The following is a 20055-nucleotide window of genomic DNA, read 5'->3' on the forward strand; positions in this document are numbered from 1 at the left end:
ATTTATTATGGCGAATACTCCACGCTCTGCTTCAGAAAGCACAGCAGCTTCCGCATCTGCTGCAAAGAAACGTGCCTTAGTGATTGTGGAGTCGCCTGCAAAAGCGAAAACAATTAATAAATATTTGGGTTCACAATATGTGGTGAAGTCATCTGTCGGTCATGTGCGTGATTTACCGACAGGAGGCGGGGCGAAATCCACTGAAAAGAAGCCCGCAACCCGTGCCAAATTAACGGATCAACAGAAAGCCGAAAAAGCACAGTCTGCGCTGATCAACCGTATGGGGGTCGATCCAGAGCATGATTGGATCGCACACTATGAAGTGCTCCCGGGCAAAGAACATGTAGTTGCCGAACTGAAAAAACTCGCCAAAGATGCAGATGCAATCTATCTCGCAACGGACTTGGATAGAGAAGGGGAAGCAATTGCTTGGCATTTAAGAGAAGTGATTGGTGGGGATGATAGTCGCTACCATCGTGTGGTCTTTAACGAAATTACCAAGAATGCCATTCAAGAAGCATTTAAACAACCAACACGACTTGATTTAAACCGTGTTAATGCTCAACAGGCGCGTCGTTTCCTTGACCGTGTGGTGGGCTTTATGGTGTCGCCATTACTATGGGAAAAGATTGCCCGTGGTTTATCGGCAGGACGCGTGCAGTCAGTTGCTGTAAAACTGGTGGTTGAACGCGAACGTGAAATCCGTGCATTTATTCCAGAAGAATACTGGCAAGTTTTTGCAGATACCATTTCCAAGAAAGAAGACATACGCTTAGAAGCGGTTAAGCAAGCAGGTAAAACCCTTAAACTCAAAAATAAAGCGGAAACAGATGCCTTACTCAGCGTATTAAAAGATGCTGAATATAAAGTTGCACTACGCGAAGATAAACCAACTAAAGTTAATCCGAGTGCACCGTATATCACTTCAACCTTACAACAAGCGGCGAGTACGCGTTTAGGTTTCTCTGTAAAGAAAACCATGATGCTAGCGCAGCGTTTGTATGAAGGTGGTTTCATTACCTATATGCGTACAGACTCAACCTTTTTAAGTGATGACGCTGTGAATATGGTGCGTAACCATATTCAACAAAATTTTGGTGAAAAATATGTCCCTGCCAAGCCAAATCGCTATGGCAATAAAGCAGGTGCACAAGAAGCCCATGAAGCAATCCGTCCTTCAGATGTTGGTTTGACTGGCGATAAACTTGCAGGTGTCGAGCGTGATGCACAACGTTTATATGATTTGATTTGGCGTCAATTTGTAGCCTGTCAAATGACACCAGCAGAATATTTATCTTCGACCTTGACGGTTGAAGCATCAAATGTTGAGTTAAAGGCGAAAGGCCGCACACTGGTATTTGATGGTTTTACCCGTGTTCGTGGTGCTAATAAATCGGATGATGATATTCTATTGCCTGCGGTGAAAGTGGGTGAAGTACTTAAGTTAGAAAAACTTGATCCGAGTCAGCATTTTACCAAGCCACCTGCACGCTTTACTGAAGCGTCTTTGGTGAAAGAATTAGAGAAGAAAGGCATTGGTCGTCCATCGACTTATGCTGCGATTATTTCAACTATTCAAGAACGTGGTTATGTAAAATTGGAAAACCGTCGTCTCTTTGCCGAGAAGATGGGTGAGATTGTTACAGATCGTTTGGATGAAAGTTTTAATAACCTGATGAATTATGCTTTTACCGCTGATTTAGAAGGTCAATTAGACCGTGTTGCAATGGGTGAGCGTAACTGGAAAGAGTTACTGGATACTTTCTACGGTGATTTTAAGAAACGTTTGACCAATGCGCAGGGTGAAAGCGGCATGCGCCGTAATCAGCCAGTCGAAGTTGCCGATGTCTCTTGCCCTGAATGTTCGCGTCCAATGCAAGTTCGTACCGGAACAACAGGTGTATTCTTAGGGTGTTCAGGTTATAACCTGCCACCGAAAGAGCGTTGTAAAGGCACACTCAATTTAACACCAGTCGAGTCTTTAGCTGCTTTGTCGGATGATGATGGTGCTGAAACAGCTGATTTGATGTCGAAACACCGTTGTCCTAAATGCGGTACAGCAATGGACAGCTATGTGGTCGATGGTGGTCGTAAATTGCATGTCTGTGGTAATAACCCAGATTGTGATGGTTACGAAGTCGAGGAAGGCGAATTCAAGATTAAGGGCTATGATGGTCCAACCATTCCATGTGATAAATGTGATGGTGAAATGCAGTTAAAGACAGGTCGTTTTGGACCTTACTTTGCCTGCTCAAGTTGTGACAATACCCGTAAAGTATTAAAGAGTGGTCAACCAGCGCCACCGCGTGTTGATCCAATCAAAATGGAACACTTACGTTCAGCCAAGCATGATGATTTCTTCGTATTGCGCGATGGTGCAGCAGGTCTGTTCTTAGCAGCCAGCAAATTCCCGAAAATCCGTGAAACGCGTGCACCGAAAGTCGCTGAATTACGCAGTGTGGCTGAGCAGCTTGATCCGAAATACCAGTTCTTGTTAGAAGCTCCAGATGTCGATCCAGAAGGCAATCCAACGGTAGTGAAATTCAGCCGTAAGAACCAAGCACAATATGTGGGTTCTGAAACCGCTGAAGGGAAACAAACCAAGTGGAGTTTGGTGTTCCAAGATGGGAAATGGGTAGAAGCTTAAACATTAAAGTTTAAAAAATGCTGGCGATTGCTGGCATTTTTTATAGAACAAATAAAAAGAAAAATTAATTTTGATTGGGGTGAAATGCATGTGGAAAAATATTCGAGTCGCTTGCTTACTACTGGTGTTGTTGATCGTTGCGATCAATGCTTATCGTGATCAAAATCAGGATTGGAATCAGCCGATTAATGTGCTGTTGCATCCGATTAATGCCGATGGTTTAGCTACAACACAGCAGTATATTCAACAATTGCAGCAAGATGATTTTGCTGAGGTGAAGCAGTATCTGGAAAAAAATAGCCAGCAATATCGAGGGCAAAGCAGTTACTTTATGATTGAGATTGGGCGGGAATTGCAGCAAGCACCACCGAAGATGTCTGAACAGCCAAGTATTCTGAATAATATTCTATGGAGTCTAAAGTTCCGATTCTATGCATGGAAACAGCACCAATCGATTGATGGTTCACCGAGTTTAACTCTGTATTTGAATTTTTATGATCCGAAGCAAAGTCGGGAACTCAAGCACTCAACTGCGCTGGAACGTGGGCGCATTGGTTCAGTCAACCTGTTTGCCTCAGCTAAACAGACACAGCAAAACAATGTGGTATTGGTACATGAGTTATTACATGGTTTTGGCGCGACCGATAAATATAACTTAGCCAATGGTGAACCTATTTTTCCGATTGGCTATGCACAGGCAGATAAACAGCCGCTCTATCCACAAACTAAAGCTGAAATAATGGGTGGACGGATTCCACTGTCCGAACACAAAAGTAAAATGCCAAACGATTTAGAGCAAACCGTGATCAGTGTACTGACCGCCCAAGAAATAGGCTGGATCAAATAAATTGTGGATAAGTTCAGACTTATCCATATCTTTAAAAAAATAATGACACAACTTAAAAAGATCAAAGAAAACATCCATTTTCTGACATTCCGTCATTAATTCTCAACATGCCTTATACAGAACTCAGTGAAAAACGCGATCAATATAGAGATATAACATTGATGATAAAAGAGTAAATAATGATGAAAACAGTGGGTAACGATCTAATTCGCAATCAGCTGCACGCTGATCGTAAATGGTATCTGTTATTGGGCGTATTATTGGTTATTTTTGGCCTTGTTCTTTTAGCGGCTTTACCCTTTGCAACACTATCTGCGGTATTGCTGTTCGGTGTGTTGATGATGTTGGGTGGTATCTTGCATTTTGTTGCCGCATTTATGGTGTTTAAAGGGGGGACACGTTGGTTGTGGGCCTTGTTTGGTGTGCTGTATCTGGCAGCAGGTTACTTTGCGTTTACTACACCCGTGATTACCGCGGTGGTACTCACCAGTTTCTTGGCGGTTGCCTTAATTATTGCAGGGATTATCCGTACCGTGAACGCCTTTATCCTTAGACCAATTTCAGGCTGGGGATGGGTGCTGTTTTCCGGCATATTAACCTTACTCACAGGTATTCTCATTCTTTCATCACCGGATTCACCGTTCTGGGTATTGGGGATGTTCCTTGCGATTGATATTTTATTCCAAGGGATTAATTACCTGACTTTTGCTGGTGCAATTAAGCAGTTACCACATAGCTCAACCACGGTTTAAACGATCAAGTTAAAACTAAGAGCATGTAATACACATGCTCTTTTTGTTTTTGTAGTCGGAAACATTTCAATGGCTTGAGTCTGCTAAAATAGCATTTCGTTTTTAATTGACCGATTGTATGACGCTTGCCAAGCTAATTGATGAACTGAATCCACAACAAAAACAAGCAACCACAACGACAGCACAAAATTGTCTGGTCTTGGCTGGAGCAGGTTGTGGTAAAACCAAAACCATCGTGGCAAGAGCAGCATACTTAATTGATCAGGGTTTAGCTGCGCAACAAATTCAGATTCTGACCTTTACCCGACGTTCAGCAAGTGAAATCGTGACGCGTGTTGAACAACATATGGGCGCACAGGCCAAAGGTTTACGTGCATCAACCTTTCATACTTTTTGTATGTACCTATTGCGCCGTAATCCGCGTGCTTTTGGCCTGACCCAGTTCAGTATTATTGATCGAGATGATCAGTTGCTGATGTTCCGCTTATTGCGTGGTAAAGATAAGGGCAATGTCTTGCCGAAGGCTGCGGAGTTATGCGATCTGTATTCTTATGCGCGGAATACCAAAACCAAATTGTCAGATGCATTGATTGAGCAGTTACCTCAAGCGCTTGAGTATAAAGCTCAAATTGCTGAATTGATGAAAACCTATGAGCAACGCAAGCAAGAACGTAATTTTTTGGATTACGACGACATCCTATCTATTGTTGCCGTGCATTTGCAAAGTTCACCAGAGTTAGTGACGTGGGTCACTGGTTTCTGCTCTGCCTTATTGGTTGATGAAATGCAGGATACTAATCCACTGCAATGGGCTTTGCTTCAGCCTTTAGTTGGCAGGGTAAAACTGTTTTGCGTAGGGGATGAGGCACAATCAATTTATGGCTTTCGTGGCGCAGATTTTGAAAATATTCATCATTTTAAAGAACGTGTACCCGATGCAGAAGTGCTGACTTTGGAAATGAATTATCGTTCGACCCAAGGTATTTTGGATTTATCCAATTGGCTGCTGGAGCAGAGCCAAATTGAATATGACAAGCATCTACAGGCTTATCGGGGCAAAGGGTTAAAGCCACAACTGCATATCTTGAGTAATGAGTTTGAGGAAGCCAATTGGATTATTCAGGACTTGAATCGTCGTCATATGCAAGGTGCGGCTTGGGCAGAACATATGGTGTTGCTGCGCTCAGGTTTTAGTGGGCGTTATTTGGAAGGTGCTTTAATTGCAGCCAATATCCCTTATCGTTTTGTTGGTGGGGTAAAACTGCTTGAGTCTGCACATGTTAAAGATGTATTGAGCTTACTTCGGGTCAGCGTAAACCCACAAGATGATTTAGCCTGGATGCGTTTCCTGACGCTTTGGGATGGCGTGGGCGATGTGGGTGCCAGTAAATTGGCGCAAGAATTGATTCAACTGCCTGATATTGAAGCCCGTTGCCAACGTTTAGAGCGGCATGGCAAAGTACCACAACAGGCGATTTTAATTTTGATGCAGCTTGATGTATTGCAGCAGCATGTTGAAGCTTGTATTGGCCTCGCACTGGATGCGCTAAATGAACAGCTGGAAAATAATTATAAAACTAAAGATTGGTCACGCCGTGTTAAAGACTTTGATTTGGTCAAGCAATTGGCACGTAAACACAGTGCTCTTGGGGAGTTCTTAGAGGAATATGTACTTGATCCAATTTCTATCTCAGAAATTGATAAAACGCCTGACCAAGATTTAGTGACGCTGATTACCATCCATTCAGCTAAGGGTGCTGAACAAAAAGTCTGTTATGTCCCACATGTTTCTCCGAATCAATATCCTCATGCACGTGCACAAGGCGATTTTGATGATGTGGAGGAGGAGCGTCGTGTGCTATATGTCGCGTTAACACGTGCAGAAGATGAATTGATTTTGACCAAACAGAATTTAAATTTATGGTCACAAGATCAATATGATGAGTTAGGAAGAAAAATAGAAAGTTACTTCCTCAATGATTTACCTCAACATTTAGTCGATGTTCAGATTCATCGAGATATTCCACGTGGCTATGGTCAAAGCAATCGTTCTCGTGCTACCACAATCAATTTAGGTTTTGGGATTGATTTCGATTAAACTAGGCAGATTCAATTTCTTTTGATTCATTGATTCTACAATGAATCATCTTTTAGGTTTTAGCATGAAAATTTTAGTTCGTAATTTAGACCGTAATGTGACTGATGCGGAAATTCTCGACTTATTTAAAGCATATGGAAAAGTTGAGTCTTGTGTCGTGGTCAAAGACGAAGCAACGGGTAAATCGAAAGGTTTTGGTTTTGTTGAAATGCCAAATCCACGTGAGGCGATTAAAGCAATTAAAGGTTTAAACACCTTGAAAGTAAAAAGCCAAGGTATTCGTGTCAAAGCTGCGGATGATAAAGCTTAATTATCAATGTTAAAGCAATATACGGCTTTATCAATTGTTGCACCAAATGCTGAGCGAATAGCGAAGAAAATTAAAACTCTTGAAGTTCGCTCATGGCAACCTGAAATGTTGCCACTGAAAGATTTGATAATTGTAGAGAATCAAAGCTTTCTTTTGAGTGATGGGGATGAAGACGTTGGTTTTGCAGTTGCATTGGTGGATATTGAATCAGTGCATCCATGGCGATCTGATGAAGTTGACGCAGCTTGTGCGACGTATTGGGCTGAAGGATATTTTGCTTGGGTTATTGGTAATATTCGTCCGATTGATCCACCGATTCAAATCATTGCCAAACGAAAACTCTATCTGCTTGAGTTGGACATTGGATAACGTATCCTACCGTTATTTACCCCAAGTTGAACCCCAGCCCTGACAAGGGTTTGAAAAATATTGATAGATATTGATCATTTCTTGCTGATCGATCAGACCATTGTGATTAAGGTCTAAAGCTTTAAAGATTTTTATTCTTTTGGAATCAATTGTGAGGACCTGTTTTTGCCAAGTAACGGGTTGGCCTCGTAAATGGATCAGTTTTTTCCATTCATTTTGATCGATCATTTGATCATGGTTTACATCATAATCTGCATAGAGCTTTTCCCAGTCTAATCCTGCTGGCTCACAGCTATAGGTGCTTGGGATGACCACACAGCATATTAAGCTCAGTATGGCTTGTTGAATATGACGCATGGGTAGGCTCAAAAGATATTGATTTTATCATTAAAGCATTTAATCTTAGGTAGGGTCTATTGATATTTCAGCTGTACCCCTGAGCAAGAGTAAAGCACTGCTTTAATCGCAGCGCAATCAGGGTTATCGCTCGTAAGGTGTAATCTCAATAGTCCCTAAACCAAGCGAAAGGATCTTGAAGGAAAATATTATGTCCCGTGTTGCTCGTTATCATGCTGATCGCACCAATCAAAAACTGTATTTTGCTCGTCTCGCATGTCAACAAGCGGAGCAAACTGAACATATTCAGCAGGCACAAGCTTATCGTGAGGCAGCAGTGTTTCATTTACACGGCGCAATTTTAGCCTTCTTACAGGAATTGGTCCGTTATTACCGCCTTAATGATTTACAGCCAACCTTTAAGTCGATTGAAGAGCATATGGCAGATAAAGGGCAGGTTTCACCTGAGGTCTTAGTTTTGCAGCAATTGGCTAAAGATGGTTTTGTGGCAGAGTTAAAGCGTGCATACCGTATGTGTCAATATGCACCTGAGCCTACAGCACCTGAACCTGAAAATGAGACGTCCTCAAATCTGATCATCAAGGTCACTCAAAGCCCGCAGGCTTGGTTGCCCGATGCCAAAATTTTACGTGAATGGCATCGTGAATTGAGTCATTTAATTGATGGTTTCCGTAATGAAATGGTTGAGTTCTAAGTCGAATGTTTAAAGCGACTTGAAATCTATGCCAACAGTACTTATATAAATAAGACGTGAGCGCAAAATACTTTGCCACCATGTTGAAGCATGGAGAAAATTTATGTCAATGCAACAGTTAAAAGAATTATTTGGTAATCAAGAAGCAGTTCTTGAGTTGGTCCAACTCGAGGGTGGTGAGCTGGCTTTGCGCAATGCGGGTTCTGAAAATGAGCCTTTAGTTAAGATACAGTTTAGTGATGAGGTCAAAGCCATACTTGGCGATCAAACAGCAACTGTCGCACAGCACATGATTCAAGCGGCTTTGTTTGGTCTGTTAGAAAAGCAGATGAATGAGTGGCAGGCCGAAGTCGTCGATGAGCAACCTCAACACTTGAGTTAAGCTCACAAAATAAAAAAGCGTACTTTAAGTACGCTTTTTTATTTTTGAACATATTTAGTGGGTTTCGGATTGATGCGCCAGTTCGATTTGACTGAGAATATGATGGCTCATATTTTTTGCCATTTCTTCTTTGGCGTAGAACACTTCACCAATATTTTCTTCGCGTATCACCACAGCTTCTTCTTTACTCTCTGCGCAAATAAGGACCTGAATTTCAGGATTCAGCTGTTTTGAAATGTCCACGATACGATGAATATCTAAAATATCCATCGGTGAAATGACCAGCAAACGGGCATGTTGAATATGTGCTTGAATCAATACATTGGGTTCAGTCGCTTCACCACTGACCGCCGCAATGCCTTGGCTACGTAGTTTTTCAACAATTTCACGATTTTCTTCTGCAATCACGACTTTGATATTCTGTTGCATCAGATTTTCGCTAATACGGCGGCCGACGCCACCATAACCGATAATCACCACCTGATCACGCAGATAAGCTTGATCTACCTCATCGGGCAACATGGCCAGTGGGTCACCACTACGTTCTAATAAACGTGCTAAATGCGAGCGTTCACGAATCCAGCGCTGTACAGGTTCAATTGCAGAGAACACAAATGAGTTGAGGGTAATCGAGAACAATGCGCCGGCAAGAATCAGGTTTTGGGCATCAGGTGTGAGTAAGCCTAACGATAAACCGAGTGTCGCCAAGATAAAGGAGAACTCACCGATTTGTGCCAAACTTGCGCCTACGGTTAAGGCGGTATTGATTGGGTAGCGGAAGAACAATACCAGCGCCATAGCCGCTAGGGTCTTGCCCACCATGATAATCGCAACAACAGCTAAAATACGTAACGGCTCTTCTACCAGAATGCTCGGATCAAACAGCATGCCGACTGAAACAAAGAACAAAATTGCGAAAATTTCACGTAAAGGGAGAGTTTCTTCTTCCGCGCGGTGGCTAAAGTCGGACTCTTTTACCACCATGCCCGCAAAGAATGCACCAAGCGCCATGGATACGCCAAATACTGCATAAGAGCCATATGCAATCGAAACCGCAGCTGCAACAACAGTGAGTGTAAACAGCTCACGAGAACCTAAACGTGCCACGAATTGCATGATCATTGGTACAAGTCGTTTACCAATAATCAGCATGAAGGCGATAAAGCCTGTCACTTTGAGCAGGGTAATGCCAATCGTGATCCAGATGCTTTGAGATGTATCTGTCCCAGGTAGTGCCTGTCCACCGAGTAATACCGCTGTTGCGGGTAGAAGGACCAAGGCTAAAACCATCACGAGGTCTTCAACCAAGAGCCAGCCTACAGCAATTTTTCCATTCACTGAGTCTAGTAAGCCGCGATCACCCAATGCCTTGAGCAGAACAACGGTACTGGCACAAGACAAGCTTAAGCCGAAGATCAGTGCAGAGCCAAAGCTCCAGCCCCAAAACATAGAAACTGCGATCCCAAGTAAGGTTGCCACCGCAATCTGCAAAATTGCGCCTGGTACAGCAATACGACGTACTTGCAGTAAATCTTTGAGGGAGAAATGCATCCCCACACCAAACATGAGGAACATTACCCCCAGTTCAGCCAGCTGATTGGCGAGCTGCATGTCACCGACCACGCCAGGCGTATTTGGACTAATAATAATGCCTGCAACTAAATAACCAATCAAAGGAGGGAGACGTAGACGTGCTGCGATATAGCCAAAAATAAGGGCCATACCAAAACCAACAGCAAGTAATATAATTAAATCAACATCATGTGGCATCGAGACTCCTTAATCGTTGCGGTTAAGGTAGAAATAAGTGAGCATAAAACATGCCAAGAAAACAGCGAATAAAGTGTAACAAGTAAAATCGAATTTGTTGATGACAATTTTTTTAATTATCAAAAAAAATCATGTAAGTCATTTATGCATTTCATTTAATCAAAATACATTTTTTAGGCAAAAAAAACGACTTCATTTGAAGTCGTTTTTTTTAAAGAACTAAAATTATTTAATTTTAGCTTCTTTGAAAATTACGTGTTGACGGATTTTTGGATCAAATTTTTTGATTTCCATTTTTTCCGGCATAGTACGTTTGTTCTTAGTAGTGGTATAGAAATAACCTGTACCAGCTGTAGAAACGAGGCGAATCTTATCACGCATTGTTCAGACTCCTTAAATCTTTTGACCTTGAGCACGGAGATCAGCAACAACTTTCTCAATACCCAATTTATCAATAATACGCATACCTTTAGTGGTTAGACGAAGACGTACAAAACGCTTTTCGCTTTCTAACCAAAAACGGTGGTGGTGCAGGTTCGGCTCGAACCGGCGTTTGGTTTTGTTGTTTGCGTGCGATACGTTGTTACCAACGATTGGACGCTTGCCGGTAACTTGGCAAACCTTAGACATGGTGAACTCCATTGCTAGTTTATACAGCACCGTTTCGTGCAACTAGCCATTCAAGTAAACGGATGAAATCATTCAAGGGGCGTTTTATACCAAAAATACGATTAAAAGACAAGCGAATTTGGTAAAAACAAGACATGATCTAGTGTGATAGCTCATGCCTTAACCAAGTGAGGGTTTGTTGATATGTCAACAGCCCCTTTCTAACGAAATAGTGTTTTTAAAAGCAGCTTATGCGTTGCTTTATTATAAGGCGGCAGGATGAATTTTAAACTGTAAAGTTTAGGGCTCACTGGGTTAGACATCATTGAGCGTTCATGTGAGAAGCTAAAGAAACCTTCTTTACCATGATATTTGCCCATACCTGATGCACCAATGCCGCCAAACGGCAGGTCATCCTGAGCCACGTGGGTAAGCACTTGGTTGATACCAAAATGTCCTGAATGAGTACGTCCTGCGACATAATCAGCACGTGCAGTATCGATATCGAAGTAATAGAAAGCCAGTGGACGTGGACGACTATTAATGAACTGAAGCGCATCGTCGATATGGTCATATTCTAAAATAGGTAGAATTGGACCAAAGATCTCATTCTTCATAATTTCCATTTCAGTGGTCACGCCCGTTAATAAGGTCGGCGCAATTTTACGAACTTCAGTTAAAGACTCATTCTTGGCATTTAGTTCAACAATTGTTGCACCTTGGTCACGAGCATCCTCTAAGTAACCTTGCAGGCGATTATATTGCTTGTCATTCACAATAGAGGTGTAATCTTTATTGTCACGCAAGCTTGGGTACATAGTGGTCACAAAGTCATTGTAGTGCTTGGTGAACTCTGCTGTTTTGCCTTTAGGCAGGAACATATAGTCTGGCGCAACACAGGTTTGACCCGCATTCCATAGTTTACCAACGGCAATACGTTGTGCCACATCACGAATATTCATGGCTGAATGGACCAGCGCAGGCGATTTTCCGCCAAGCTCTAAAATCACTGGAACAAGATTCTCTGCTGCCGCTGCCATCACAGTTTTACCGACAGAGGTTGAGCCTGTGAAGATCATTTTATCAAAAGCGAGATGACTGAATGCATCTGAAATAACGCCACCACCATTCACGACAGCAACCAACTCTTGTGGGAATGCTTCAGAAAGGGCATTTTCAAGCACATAACCAAAATTTGAAGAAGCACTCGAAATTTTGATCATGGTATGGTTACCAGCAGCCAAAGCACAGATCAATGGGCCGACTGAAAGTAATAAAGGGTAGTTCCATGGTGCAATCACCCCGATTACACCTAATGGTTGATATTCTACCCAGCCTTTTGCTGGTTGGTGTAACATGCTGATATGGCGTTTAGATGGTTTCATCCATTCAGTTAAGTTCTTGCTATAGTATTTGATATGTTCTAAACAAGTCAGAACTTCGCCAATTTTGGTTTCCATAATGGCACGGTTGCCATAATCTTGACTAATTGCGTTAGCAAATTGATCTTGATACTTTATCAAGATGTTTTTAAGTCGAGCTAAGCGTTCAATACGTTCTTTGGCGCTTGGCACAGGATGGCGTTGGTAAGCTGCTTTTTGCTGCTCAAGCAAATCATGTAGCCGTTTCACATCAACATGAGGTGTCATAGCGGTTGTTTTTGTTTGACTGTTCATAGGAGTGGACCAAAAGAAAGCTTATTATTTTTTAATTTTTAGAGTAAATACTCTAAAGTGTCAAGTCGCTTTATAGGTTTGTTTTATAACCTATTGATTATGTTATAGATGGTTAAAATCAATGTCGCACGCTAAACCGAATAAAACAAAAGATCGAATTCTGCAAATCAGTTTGCAGTTGTTTAATGAGCGTGGAGAGCGTTCGGTCACAACCAACCACATCGCGGCTGAACTCGGGATTAGCCCAGGCAACTTGTATTATCATTTCCGTAACAAACAGGAAATTATTAAAGAACTGGCACAGCAATATCAGGCTGAAACCTTGGAAATGTTGGCCTTGCCAACGGATCGTCCATTGAATGCCAATGATAAAATTAGCTATTTTCAAGTGCTTAGTAATCAGTTGTGGGCCTATCGTTTTATCCATCGTGATGTCTATCATCTGGTCGAAAATAATGAAGACTTCCGAAAAATCTATCCGCGTTTTGCCGGGCAGGTGATGCAGCAGGGGCAAAAAATCTATCGTGCTTTCGTAGATGCGGGTCTGATGAAAATGACCGATTCAGAAATTGAAGCCCTGATCATCAACTTGTGGATTGTGCTGACTAACTGGACCAACTTCTTATATATGTCAGGTCATATCAGCGATAATAACCGCCTCGAAGAAAAGTGGGTTTGGCAAGCATTGCGACAAATGGTGTTCTTAGAAGGCCCATATTTAATGGGTGAAAGTCGCCAAACCTATGAACAGTTACTGAAATCACTTGGACCATCGGACTTGTTCGCGAGTTTGTCTAATCTTAAAAATGATGATGAATAGATCGTCAGCAGCTATTTAGTCAATAGCAAAAAAGGGTTAGAATGCTCGGCTTGATTTTAATTTGATTCGAATAAGTGATATTAACCAAATGAACACGACTACAGCCCACACAGCGCGATTACTGATTACTTGTGAAGACAAGCCGGGGATCGTGCAAGCCGTATCGAGCTTTTTGTATCATCAGGGAGCAAACATTACCGCACTTGATCAGTACGCAACAGAAGCTCAAGGCGGGCGTTATTTCATGCGTGTTGAGTTTGAGATTGATCATTTGCAATCTCGTAAAGAAGCGTTGATGCAGACCTTTGCTGCCAATGTTGCTGAACGTTATGAGATGCAATGGAAGCTTACTTTTGTTGGTGAGTTGAAAAAGGTTGGTATTCTAGTTTCTAAAGTAGACCATGCTTTATTGGAATTGTTATGGCGCCATGCACGTGGTTCATTACCATGTGAAATTACCCAAGTCATCTCAAACCATCCAGATTTACGTGAATCGGTTGAAAACTTTGGTATCCCATTCCATGTTGTACCGGTCAATAAAGACAATAAAGTTGAAGCGTATGCTCAAATTGATGAAATGATGCAGGGCAATGATCTATTGATCTTGGCGCGTTATATGCAGATTTTGAGTGAAGATTTTGTTGCTAAGTGGGAAATGAAGATCATCAACATTCATCATTCTTTCCTGCCGGCTTTCGTGGGTGCAAATCCATACAAGCAAGCCTATGAGAAAGGGGTGAAGCTGATTGGTGCAACCGCGCATTACGTGACAGCTGATCTTGATCAAGGCCCAATCATTGAGCAAGATGTTGAGCGTGTGAGCCACGATTATAACGTTGAGCAATTGCGTGAATTGGGTGAAGATGTTGAACGTAATGTCTTGGCGCGCGCAGTTAAATGGCACTTGGAAGACCGTATTATTGTAGATGGCAATAAGACCGTGGTTTTCTAATAAATTGCTAGGTTACAGTATGTAAAGAGAACATGCCGAAAGGCATGTTTTTTTATGTCTATTTTTCAATGGCTAGCAAATATACAAGAAAAAACAGTTGCAAATGAAAACACTTCTCATTTATTATTACGGCACTTTCATTGTTCTATCCGATGAGTGAAATCGTTTTTTTGAAAGCGTCACCATCTATTAGGTACTTAGATTCTTATGAGTCAATCTCCTGCTACATTCAACACGCCACACCCGATGAAAAAGAAAATCATCGCTGCCTTAGTTGCAGTTGTGATTGGACATGTAGGAGTTTTGTGGGCGGTGAGCCACATGAAAACGATTGAGTTAAGACCAATCGAGAAAGAACCGCTTAAGGTGAAGTTCGTTAAGATTAAAGAACCACCTAAACCGGAACCACCGAAACCAAAAGAACAGCCAAAACCTGAACCTAAAAAAGAAGTGAAGGAAGTTAAGGTCGTTGAAAAACCTTTGCCTCCACCGAAAAAGATTGAAAAGGTTCAACAGGTCAAAGAAGCACCAAAACCTGTTCTTCAAAAAACTGAACAAAAGATTGAACCTAAAGTTGAGACCAAAGTCGTTACCACAGTTACTGAAAAAGTAGTTGAAAAACCACAACCCGTTCAGGAAGTAACGAAACCTCAACCTGCTGCTGATCCATCACCAAAACGTGTATCGATTGGCGGTTCAGGGGTTCAATGGAGTCGTTCACCGAAATTATCTGTTACAGCAAAAGATTTAGATAACCAAACACGCTCAGTGATGGTACTGATTGAAGCTGATGAGAAAGGTAAAATTACCAATGCGCGTATTACACGTAGTAGTGGTATACCAAATCTCGATGAAAAAGTTTTACGTGCTGTAAGAAGTGCGAAATTTAAACCGTATATGGAAAATGGTGTTGCTTACCCGATTCGAGCAGAGCAGCCGTTTGATCTTAGTCCTTAATAAATTTGAGTCCTTGCGACAGATTAAATCAGGAGTTCGTATATGAACTTTTCAGTTTATTGGCAACATGCAGATGCAGTAAGTAAAACACTGTATTTCATCCTTTTAGCAATGTCGATTGCGACGTGGACTATTTTCATTCTGCGCCTATTAGGAACACGCCAATTAAAACAACAAGCTTATACTCAACTTGTTCAAGCTTTGGCTACGCTTAAATCAAAGTTACAGCCATTATCGTTTGAACAACGTAAAGCTGTTGCTGAGCAAGCATTGCTTCGCCAAATCTCTGCTGAAAAATCTCAAGCAGAAAAAGGTGTATCAGTTCTTGGAACGATTGCTTCACTTGCACCGTTTGTGGGTTTATTCGGTACAGTATGGGGGATTTTCCACGCACTTGTTGCTGTTGGTAAAAGTGGTCAAGCTGGTTTAGCTCAAGTTGCAACACCAGTGGGTGAGGCACTGATCATGACCGGTCTTGGTCTTGCAGTGGCGATTCCAGCGGTGATGGCGTATAACATCTGTGTACGCTTCAATCGTGGCTTGGCGCATGATTTACAAGATCAAGCACATAGCTTGTTAATCGATACCATGTTGCAGCAAGAAACAGCGGCAAAAACAGAAACTAAAGCGACTCAACAAAGTTTAGTTGGAGGTCAAGCTTAAAATGGGCTTTCAATTGGGTGAAGACCACGACAGTGGCATGAATGAGATGAATCTCATTCCTCTGATCGACATTATGTTGGTATTGATGATTATCTTTTTAGTCACAGCAACGGTTGCTAACCCATCAATTCCATTAAGTTTACCAAAAACCACTGCTGAAATTGTTGATCCACCACCAAAAGCGATCACCATTAGTATTAATGACAAAGGTGAAGTAGCTTGGGATGCGCAGATTATTAGCTTAGAAGAGCTAGAAAAGCGTTTCCAAGAGGCGGGACAGGCTGCGACTAAACCAACTGTGCAGTTACGTGCAGATAAAGAATCAAAATACGATACGGTTGCGCAAGTGATGTCTCGTGCTAGCGAAGCAGGCTTAAGTGATATCGCGTTTGTGAGTGAAAACTAAAACAACGCGTTAGAAAGAAAAAAGCAACTCTGAGAGTTGCTTTTTTTATGCCTAGTCAGTTTTGAGCAGATCGAGATATTTAGCACGTAATTTAGAAAGCTTCGGAGGAATGCTAAAGTTGCAGTAACCTTGTGATGGATTGCGTGCAAAGAAGTTTTGGTGATATTCCTCGGCAGGATAGAAGGTGGGTACTGGGCTGAGCTCAGTCACAATATTCAGACCTTCATCTTCCAGATCATGAATAATCTGTTCGGCTTGCTGCTTTTGTTCATCATTAAAATAATAAATAACAGAGCGATATTGCGTGCCAATATCATTACCTTGGCGATTTAAAGTGGTTGGATCATGCGTCGTAAAAAAGACATTCAGTAGTTGTGAATAGCTGATCTGCTGTTCATCAAAATCAATCAGCACAACCTCTGCGTGTTGAGTATTGCCTTGGCAGACCTGTTCATAGGTTGGGTTTTGGCTAATCCCACCTGCATAACCACTCACGACTTTTTCTACACCTTTAAGCTGTAGAAAAACCGCTTCTACACACCAAAAACATCCACCACCTACGAGCGCTTGTTGCATGAGACTCCCCAATTTTTAATTTTAAGAATGCTACTAAAGTAAACGAAGTATTGAAAAAGTAAAAGCCCGTGTTCGAAACGAGCTTTTACTTTTTTGTGATCTACAAATTACGGAAGAGGCTGAATCACTGTGACGAAGCTAACCAGTACTTTGCCTGATGCATCCATAAATTTAAGCTCATGGCCTTTCAGCTCGTAATTGGTTGTGCTTGCCAAAGCATTGCTATATTGGCGTGAAAGCGCGCTATTATCTTTACCGATACACGCCATCATGGTTGAAGCAATCGGACCTAAGCGTAAGATCGCACCTTGGCTTTCAAAGCTGCCTTGAATCTGGTTACAACCATCTGCACCGAAGAAGCGTTTGCCTTTCGCATCAAATTGAATCGCAGGGCGCTTGCCAGAAAGATCATTGCTTTTGATCTCTACACCATTGATCTGTGTAGCGATCCAGTTACGGTTATATAGTCCGATGCTTTCTTTTTGAGAAGCATTCGGTGAAGTTTGAAGAGATTCTGTGGTTGCACAACCCGTCATTGCTACGGCAACAGCCAAAGTACAAGAAGCTAAAAAAGGCTTTAACATAAGATTTTAAATCCGAATCATTGTGTTTCTATGCCCGCTATTAAAATAAAACAACGTGGAGCTGAGCAGGATATTCGGTATCCTTTTGTAAATGTTCAGATGTTTTTAATGAAATTAGTGGAAAAATCACTCAGTTTTAGGAAGACCTATGCGAATGACATCCGAAAAATATTCACTGCTTTGGTTAGGTTGTTGTTCATATTGCTCAGCACGTGGATTGATATGCGCCAAGCGATACCATTCTTTCATGCTGTAATTTTGATTGAGTGCTTTCAAATCGTAGAGGTAATTGGGTAAATAACCTGAGGCTAATAAGCGGTAGTCTTTGGGTAAACGTTGCGGATTAATCGCTTGAACCATATCAAAGACTAGTGTGGTACAGTTACTGGTAAGCGTGTTGTACCATTTGGCTTCTGCACGGAGTTCATCAGCTTTGTGTAGATACTCAATAAATAGGGCTTTACGTTCAGGTGCAGGCATTTTGACTGGGAATAAATAGACTTGCTCATGACGAATATTGCTGCGCGTATAGATCAAATCTTTTTCATCTGAAGCAACTAAGCTCAGTTCATATTTACGGAAAAAGCCACCAATCGCAGAAAAGTCTTCGCCTTTTTCCTTACGAATTTCAATAGAAAATACGAGTGGCTTTTGATCTGCAAAATCGAAACTGACCAGCGTATGCGCAATTTGTGGGCCCATCCAATAAGAAGTGATGACATTGATGCCCGTAATTTTATTCAGATCAATGCTACGGTCTTCCCAGCGAATGTCATAGCTGCCATCAGCATGCCAATCGAAATTTCGGACATTGTGAAGCTGTACAATATCTCCATTCTTTTCGTAATGGAGTTGTTCAGCGACTTCTGGGTTCCAGTCACGATCCTGTCTTGCATCCAGAGAAAAATACCAAGCTAAGGAGCAGGTAAATGCAACACAATAAATAATGATATCAGTGCGGCGGCTAAAAAGATGACCGCTGACATAAACGCCAATTAGGCTAAGTGCAAATAAAACCCATAGCACAATTGCAGCACGGCTAAAAAAGCTGCCTAAGGGTTGCTGAATCCATAACGCCAGACAGAGCCAGACACTTGAAAGGATCACGCACAAGGTAAACAGACCGTGTAAAAGCCCGATGCCTAAAGCGATGAAAAACTCACGTGATCCAATATTGTGCATGGCAAGCGCGATCCATTTTTATTTTTGGTAGGTCGCAAACTCAAAAGTAACCCCTGATTTCTCATCAGTATGCTGTTCCGAGTTTACTTTGCGAAAGTCGTCAGAGATTTTTGGGTAATGCGCATCGCCTTGAACATCGAGATCAACGTGAGTTAATTCTAAACGATCAGCAATGGCGAGTGTTTGGGTAAAAATCTCTCCACCCCCAATGATAAATAAGGATGCTTTTTCAGCGTGTTGTGCATCTGTAAGTGCAGCATTGAGCGCATCTTCGATACTATGCGCGACTTTAACCCCGTCAAAATGCCATTCAGGGTCACGGGTAATCACCCAATTGACACGATTCGGTAGGGTCCGTCCCATAGATTCAAGGGTTTTACGCCCCATAATCACCACACCACCTTGGGTAATGGCTTTAAAGTGTTTTAGATCAGCAGAGATATGCCACGGCAAAGCGTTGCCTTTACCGATACAGTGATTTTTATCCATTGCAACTACGTGGACAACTTCAGTGCCTTGCCATGCCATTTTATATGCTCTCTAATAATCGATTTAAACTGCGACGGGTGCTTTAATTGCTGGGTGTGATTCATACCCTACAATTTCAATATCTTCAAATTTAAAGTCGAAAATATCAGTGATCTCAGGATTTAGTTTTAATTGACACAACGGTAGCGGCTCACGGCTCAGCTGTAATTGTGCCTGTTCAAAGTGATTGGCATATAAATGCGTATCACCACCTGTCCAGACAAAATCACCTACGCCTAAACCACAGACCTGAGCAATCATGTGTGTAAGTAGGGCATAGCTGGCAATATTAAACGGGACACCTAAAAACACATCGGCACTGCGTTGATACAACTGGCATGACAGCTTGTTGTCTTGTACAAAAAATTGGAACAGGGTATGGCAAGGTGGTAATGCAACTTTGCCTGCTTCATTTGGATTCCAACCTGACACAATCAAACGACGTGAATTCGGATTGGTTTTAATTTCATTGATCAACCATTTGATCTGGTCAAAGCCATCCTGCTGATAGCTACCATCTTCATTTTGGGTTGCGCCAAAGTTACGCCATTGGTGACCATAAACTGGACCAAGCTCACTTTCAGGGCGGCCAAAACGAGCTGTTTGTTCTGCAGTTGCCCACTCATCCCAAATCGAAACTTTATTGTCTTTGAGGTATTGAACGTTGGTATCACCTTTAAGGAACCAAAGTAATTCAATGGCAATAGAGCGAAAATGGACTTTCTTGGTGGTGAGCAGCGGAAAGCCTTTAGAAAGATCAAAGCGCATCTGATGACCAAATACAGAACGTGTACCTGTGCCAGTACGGTCGCCTTTGTCGCCGCCATTGTCGAGGATATGTTGTAAAAGGTCTAAGTAAGTGCGCATCGTGATTCC

General features: G+C 42.0%; 23 protein-coding genes. 13 read left to right on the forward strand and 10 right to left on the reverse strand.

Going from position 1 to position 20055, the window contains the following annotated elements; all coding sequences use genetic code 11:
- The first annotated feature begins 7 nt into the window (after window positions 1-7).
- From topA to A7P54_RS18605, 6 genes are all read left to right on the forward strand, one after another.
- Window positions 8-2647, forward strand: a complete 2640-nt coding sequence (gene topA / locus A7P54_RS18580) for a type I DNA topoisomerase (protein WP_016164983.1) — start codon at window positions 8-10, stop codon at window positions 2645-2647.
- A gap of 88 nt (window positions 2648-2735) precedes the next feature.
- On the forward strand, window positions 2736-3494 hold the full coding sequence (locus tag A7P54_RS18585) for a hypothetical protein (protein WP_005315224.1): 759 nt from the start codon (window positions 2736-2738) through the stop codon (window positions 3492-3494).
- Window positions 3495-3673: 179 nt separating this feature from the next.
- Entirely contained in the window at window positions 3674-4246 is a 573-nt protein-coding gene (locus A7P54_RS18590) for an HdeD family acid-resistance protein (protein ID WP_005200279.1), read from the forward strand.
- 118 nt (window positions 4247-4364) lie between these two features.
- Complete coding sequence (locus tag A7P54_RS18595) at window positions 4365-6344, forward strand: ATP-dependent helicase (protein WP_171550455.1); 1980 nt, start codon at window positions 4365-4367, stop codon at window positions 6342-6344.
- Window positions 6345-6408: 64 nt separating this feature from the next.
- On the forward strand, window positions 6409-6654 hold the full coding sequence (locus A7P54_RS18600; RefSeq protein WP_004802550.1) for an RNA-binding protein: 246 nt from the start codon (window positions 6409-6411) through the stop codon (window positions 6652-6654).
- Window positions 6655-6660: 6 nt separating this feature from the next.
- Complete coding sequence (locus tag A7P54_RS18605) at window positions 6661-7023, forward strand: ASCH domain-containing protein (RefSeq protein WP_171550456.1); 363 nt, start codon at window positions 6661-6663, stop codon at window positions 7021-7023.
- Window positions 7024-7035: 12 nt separating this feature from the next.
- Here A7P54_RS18605 and A7P54_RS18610 read toward each other — a convergent pair whose 3' ends face one another.
- The gene (locus A7P54_RS18610; protein WP_171550457.1) at window positions 7036-7380 is read right to left on the reverse strand and encodes an EF-hand domain-containing protein; all 345 of its coding nucleotides are present in this window, start codon (window positions 7378-7380) and stop codon (window positions 7036-7038) included.
- Window positions 7381-7570: 190 nt separating this feature from the next.
- Between A7P54_RS18610 and A7P54_RS18615 the strand changes: the two genes are divergently transcribed.
- Both A7P54_RS18615 and A7P54_RS18620 read left to right on the forward strand, forming a co-directional pair.
- Window positions 7571-8074 carry a DUF6586 family protein gene (locus A7P54_RS18615; protein WP_004655987.1) on the forward strand — a complete coding sequence of 168 codons (504 nt, stop codon included), beginning with the start codon at window positions 7571-7573 and terminating at the stop codon, window positions 8072-8074.
- A 103-nt stretch (window positions 8075-8177) separates the two neighbouring features.
- Entirely contained in the window at window positions 8178-8456 is a 279-nt protein-coding gene (locus A7P54_RS18620) for a hypothetical protein (RefSeq protein WP_004802556.1), read from the forward strand.
- A gap of 54 nt (window positions 8457-8510) precedes the next feature.
- Here A7P54_RS18620 and A7P54_RS18625 read toward each other — a convergent pair whose 3' ends face one another.
- From A7P54_RS18625 to A7P54_RS18640, 4 genes are all read right to left on the reverse strand, one after another.
- Window positions 8511-10226 (reverse strand): cation:proton antiporter, encoded by a 1716-nt coding sequence (locus A7P54_RS18625; protein ID WP_005315232.1) that lies wholly within the window; start codon window positions 10224-10226, stop codon window positions 8511-8513.
- Between the two features lie 225 nt (window positions 10227-10451).
- Complete coding sequence (gene rpmG, locus A7P54_RS18630) at window positions 10452-10607, reverse strand: 50S ribosomal protein L33 (RefSeq protein ID WP_003654787.1); 156 nt, start codon at window positions 10605-10607, stop codon at window positions 10452-10454.
- A 12-nt stretch (window positions 10608-10619) separates the two neighbouring features.
- The gene (gene rpmB, locus A7P54_RS18635; protein ID WP_004649871.1) at window positions 10620-10856 is read right to left on the reverse strand and encodes a 50S ribosomal protein L28; all 237 of its coding nucleotides are present in this window, start codon (window positions 10854-10856) and stop codon (window positions 10620-10622) included.
- A gap of 200 nt (window positions 10857-11056) precedes the next feature.
- Window positions 11057-12511 carry a coniferyl aldehyde dehydrogenase gene (locus A7P54_RS18640; RefSeq protein WP_016164977.1) on the reverse strand — a complete coding sequence of 485 codons (1455 nt, stop codon included), beginning with the start codon at window positions 12509-12511 and terminating at the stop codon, window positions 11057-11059.
- A gap of 121 nt (window positions 12512-12632) precedes the next feature.
- Between A7P54_RS18640 and A7P54_RS18645 the strand changes: the two genes are divergently transcribed.
- The 5 genes from A7P54_RS18645 to A7P54_RS18665 all read left to right on the forward strand — a co-directional run bounded on the left by A7P54_RS18645 (window position 12633) and on the right by A7P54_RS18665 (window position 16309).
- Window positions 12633-13331, forward strand: coding sequence for a TetR/AcrR family transcriptional regulator (locus A7P54_RS18645; protein ID WP_004655980.1), 699 nt, complete (start codon window positions 12633-12635; stop codon window positions 13329-13331).
- 88 nt (window positions 13332-13419) lie between these two features.
- Complete coding sequence (purU, locus tag A7P54_RS18650; protein WP_004802565.1) at window positions 13420-14283, forward strand: formyltetrahydrofolate deformylase; 864 nt, start codon at window positions 13420-13422, stop codon at window positions 14281-14283.
- 207 nt (window positions 14284-14490) lie between these two features.
- On the forward strand, window positions 14491-15240 hold the full coding sequence (locus A7P54_RS18655) for an energy transducer TonB (RefSeq protein WP_004802567.1): 750 nt from the start codon (window positions 14491-14493) through the stop codon (window positions 15238-15240).
- 42 nt (window positions 15241-15282) lie between these two features.
- A complete protein-coding gene (locus A7P54_RS18660) occupies window positions 15283-15903 on the forward strand; it encodes a MotA/TolQ/ExbB proton channel family protein (RefSeq protein ID WP_004655971.1) in 621 nt (206 codons plus the stop codon).
- A gap of 1 nt (window position 15904) precedes the next feature.
- A complete protein-coding gene (locus A7P54_RS18665; RefSeq protein ID WP_004802569.1) occupies window positions 15905-16309 on the forward strand; it encodes a biopolymer transporter ExbD in 405 nt (134 codons plus the stop codon).
- Between the two features lie 51 nt (window positions 16310-16360).
- Here A7P54_RS18665 and msrA read toward each other — a convergent pair whose 3' ends face one another.
- The 5 genes from msrA to thyA form a co-directional block, all read right to left on the reverse strand.
- Window positions 16361-16885 carry a peptide-methionine (S)-S-oxide reductase MsrA gene (gene msrA, locus A7P54_RS18670; protein ID WP_005200264.1) on the reverse strand — a complete coding sequence of 175 codons (525 nt, stop codon included), beginning with the start codon at window positions 16883-16885 and terminating at the stop codon, window positions 16361-16363.
- 107 nt (window positions 16886-16992) lie between these two features.
- A complete protein-coding gene (locus A7P54_RS18675) occupies window positions 16993-17469 on the reverse strand; it encodes an META domain-containing protein (protein ID WP_005192255.1) in 477 nt (158 codons plus the stop codon).
- A 126-nt stretch (window positions 17470-17595) separates the two neighbouring features.
- Window positions 17596-18651, reverse strand: a complete 1056-nt coding sequence (locus A7P54_RS18680) for a DUF4105 domain-containing protein (protein WP_171550458.1) — start codon at window positions 18649-18651, stop codon at window positions 17596-17598.
- Window positions 18652-18669: 18 nt separating this feature from the next.
- Complete coding sequence (locus tag A7P54_RS18685) at window positions 18670-19179, reverse strand: dihydrofolate reductase (protein ID WP_171550459.1); 510 nt, start codon at window positions 19177-19179, stop codon at window positions 18670-18672.
- Window positions 19180-19203: 24 nt separating this feature from the next.
- Entirely contained in the window at window positions 19204-20046 is an 843-nt protein-coding gene (gene thyA / locus A7P54_RS18690) for a thymidylate synthase (protein WP_005192259.1), read from the reverse strand.
- Window positions 20047-20055: the final 9 nt, after the last annotated feature.

Origin of the sequence: Acinetobacter sp. Ac_3412 (assembly GCF_013072675.1) — a bacterium.
GTDB classification, from domain to species: Bacteria; Pseudomonadota; Gammaproteobacteria; order Pseudomonadales; family Moraxellaceae; genus Acinetobacter; species Acinetobacter higginsii.

Excerpts from the sequence above, each read along its gene's own strand:
- topA (WP_016164983.1), top strand. The coding sequence starts at position 8 with ATGGCGAATACTCCACGCTCTGCTTCAGAAAGCACAGCAGCTTCCGCA.
- A7P54_RS18585 (WP_005315224.1), top strand. The coding sequence starts at position 2,736 with ATGTGGAAAAATATTCGAGTCGCTTGCTTACTACTGGTGTTGTTGATC.
- A7P54_RS18590 (WP_005200279.1), top strand. The coding sequence starts at position 3,674 with ATGATGAAAACAGTGGGTAACGATCTAATTCGCAATCAGCTGCACGCT.
- A7P54_RS18595 (WP_171550455.1), top strand. The coding sequence starts at position 4,365 with ATGACGCTTGCCAAGCTAATTGATGAACTGAATCCACAACAAAAACAA.
- A7P54_RS18600 (WP_004802550.1), top strand. The coding sequence starts at position 6,409 with ATGAAAATTTTAGTTCGTAATTTAGACCGTAATGTGACTGATGCGGAA.
- A7P54_RS18605 (WP_171550456.1), top strand. The coding sequence starts at position 6,661 with ATGTTAAAGCAATATACGGCTTTATCAATTGTTGCACCAAATGCTGAG.
- A7P54_RS18610 (WP_171550457.1), bottom strand. The coding sequence starts at position 7,380 with ATGCGTCATATTCAACAAGCCATACTGAGCTTAATATGCTGTGTGGTC.
- A7P54_RS18615 (WP_004655987.1), top strand. The coding sequence starts at position 7,571 with ATGTCCCGTGTTGCTCGTTATCATGCTGATCGCACCAATCAAAAACTG.
- A7P54_RS18620 (WP_004802556.1), top strand. The coding sequence starts at position 8,178 with ATGTCAATGCAACAGTTAAAAGAATTATTTGGTAATCAAGAAGCAGTT.
- A7P54_RS18625 (WP_005315232.1), bottom strand. The coding sequence starts at position 10,226 with ATGCCACATGATGTTGATTTAATTATATTACTTGCTGTTGGTTTTGGT.
- rpmG (WP_003654787.1), bottom strand. The coding sequence starts at position 10,607 with ATGCGTGATAAGATTCGCCTCGTTTCTACAGCTGGTACAGGTTATTTC.
- rpmB (WP_004649871.1), bottom strand. The coding sequence starts at position 10,856 with ATGTCTAAGGTTTGCCAAGTTACCGGCAAGCGTCCAATCGTTGGTAAC.
- A7P54_RS18640 (WP_016164977.1), bottom strand. The coding sequence starts at position 12,511 with ATGAACAGTCAAACAAAAACAACCGCTATGACACCTCATGTTGATGTG.
- A7P54_RS18645 (WP_004655980.1), top strand. The coding sequence starts at position 12,633 with ATGTCGCACGCTAAACCGAATAAAACAAAAGATCGAATTCTGCAAATC.
- purU (WP_004802565.1), top strand. The coding sequence starts at position 13,420 with ATGAACACGACTACAGCCCACACAGCGCGATTACTGATTACTTGTGAA.
- A7P54_RS18655 (WP_004802567.1), top strand. The coding sequence starts at position 14,491 with ATGAGTCAATCTCCTGCTACATTCAACACGCCACACCCGATGAAAAAG.
- A7P54_RS18660 (WP_004655971.1), top strand. The coding sequence starts at position 15,283 with ATGAACTTTTCAGTTTATTGGCAACATGCAGATGCAGTAAGTAAAACA.
- A7P54_RS18665 (WP_004802569.1), top strand. The coding sequence starts at position 15,905 with ATGGGCTTTCAATTGGGTGAAGACCACGACAGTGGCATGAATGAGATG.
- msrA (WP_005200264.1), bottom strand. The coding sequence starts at position 16,885 with ATGCAACAAGCGCTCGTAGGTGGTGGATGTTTTTGGTGTGTAGAAGCG.
- A7P54_RS18675 (WP_005192255.1), bottom strand. The coding sequence starts at position 17,469 with ATGTTAAAGCCTTTTTTAGCTTCTTGTACTTTGGCTGTTGCCGTAGCA.
- A7P54_RS18680 (WP_171550458.1), bottom strand. The coding sequence starts at position 18,651 with ATGCACAATATTGGATCACGTGAGTTTTTCATCGCTTTAGGCATCGGG.
- A7P54_RS18685 (WP_171550459.1), bottom strand. The coding sequence starts at position 19,179 with ATGGCATGGCAAGGCACTGAAGTTGTCCACGTAGTTGCAATGGATAAA.
- thyA (WP_005192259.1), bottom strand. The coding sequence starts at position 20,046 with ATGCGCACTTACTTAGACCTTTTACAACATATCCTCGACAATGGCGGC.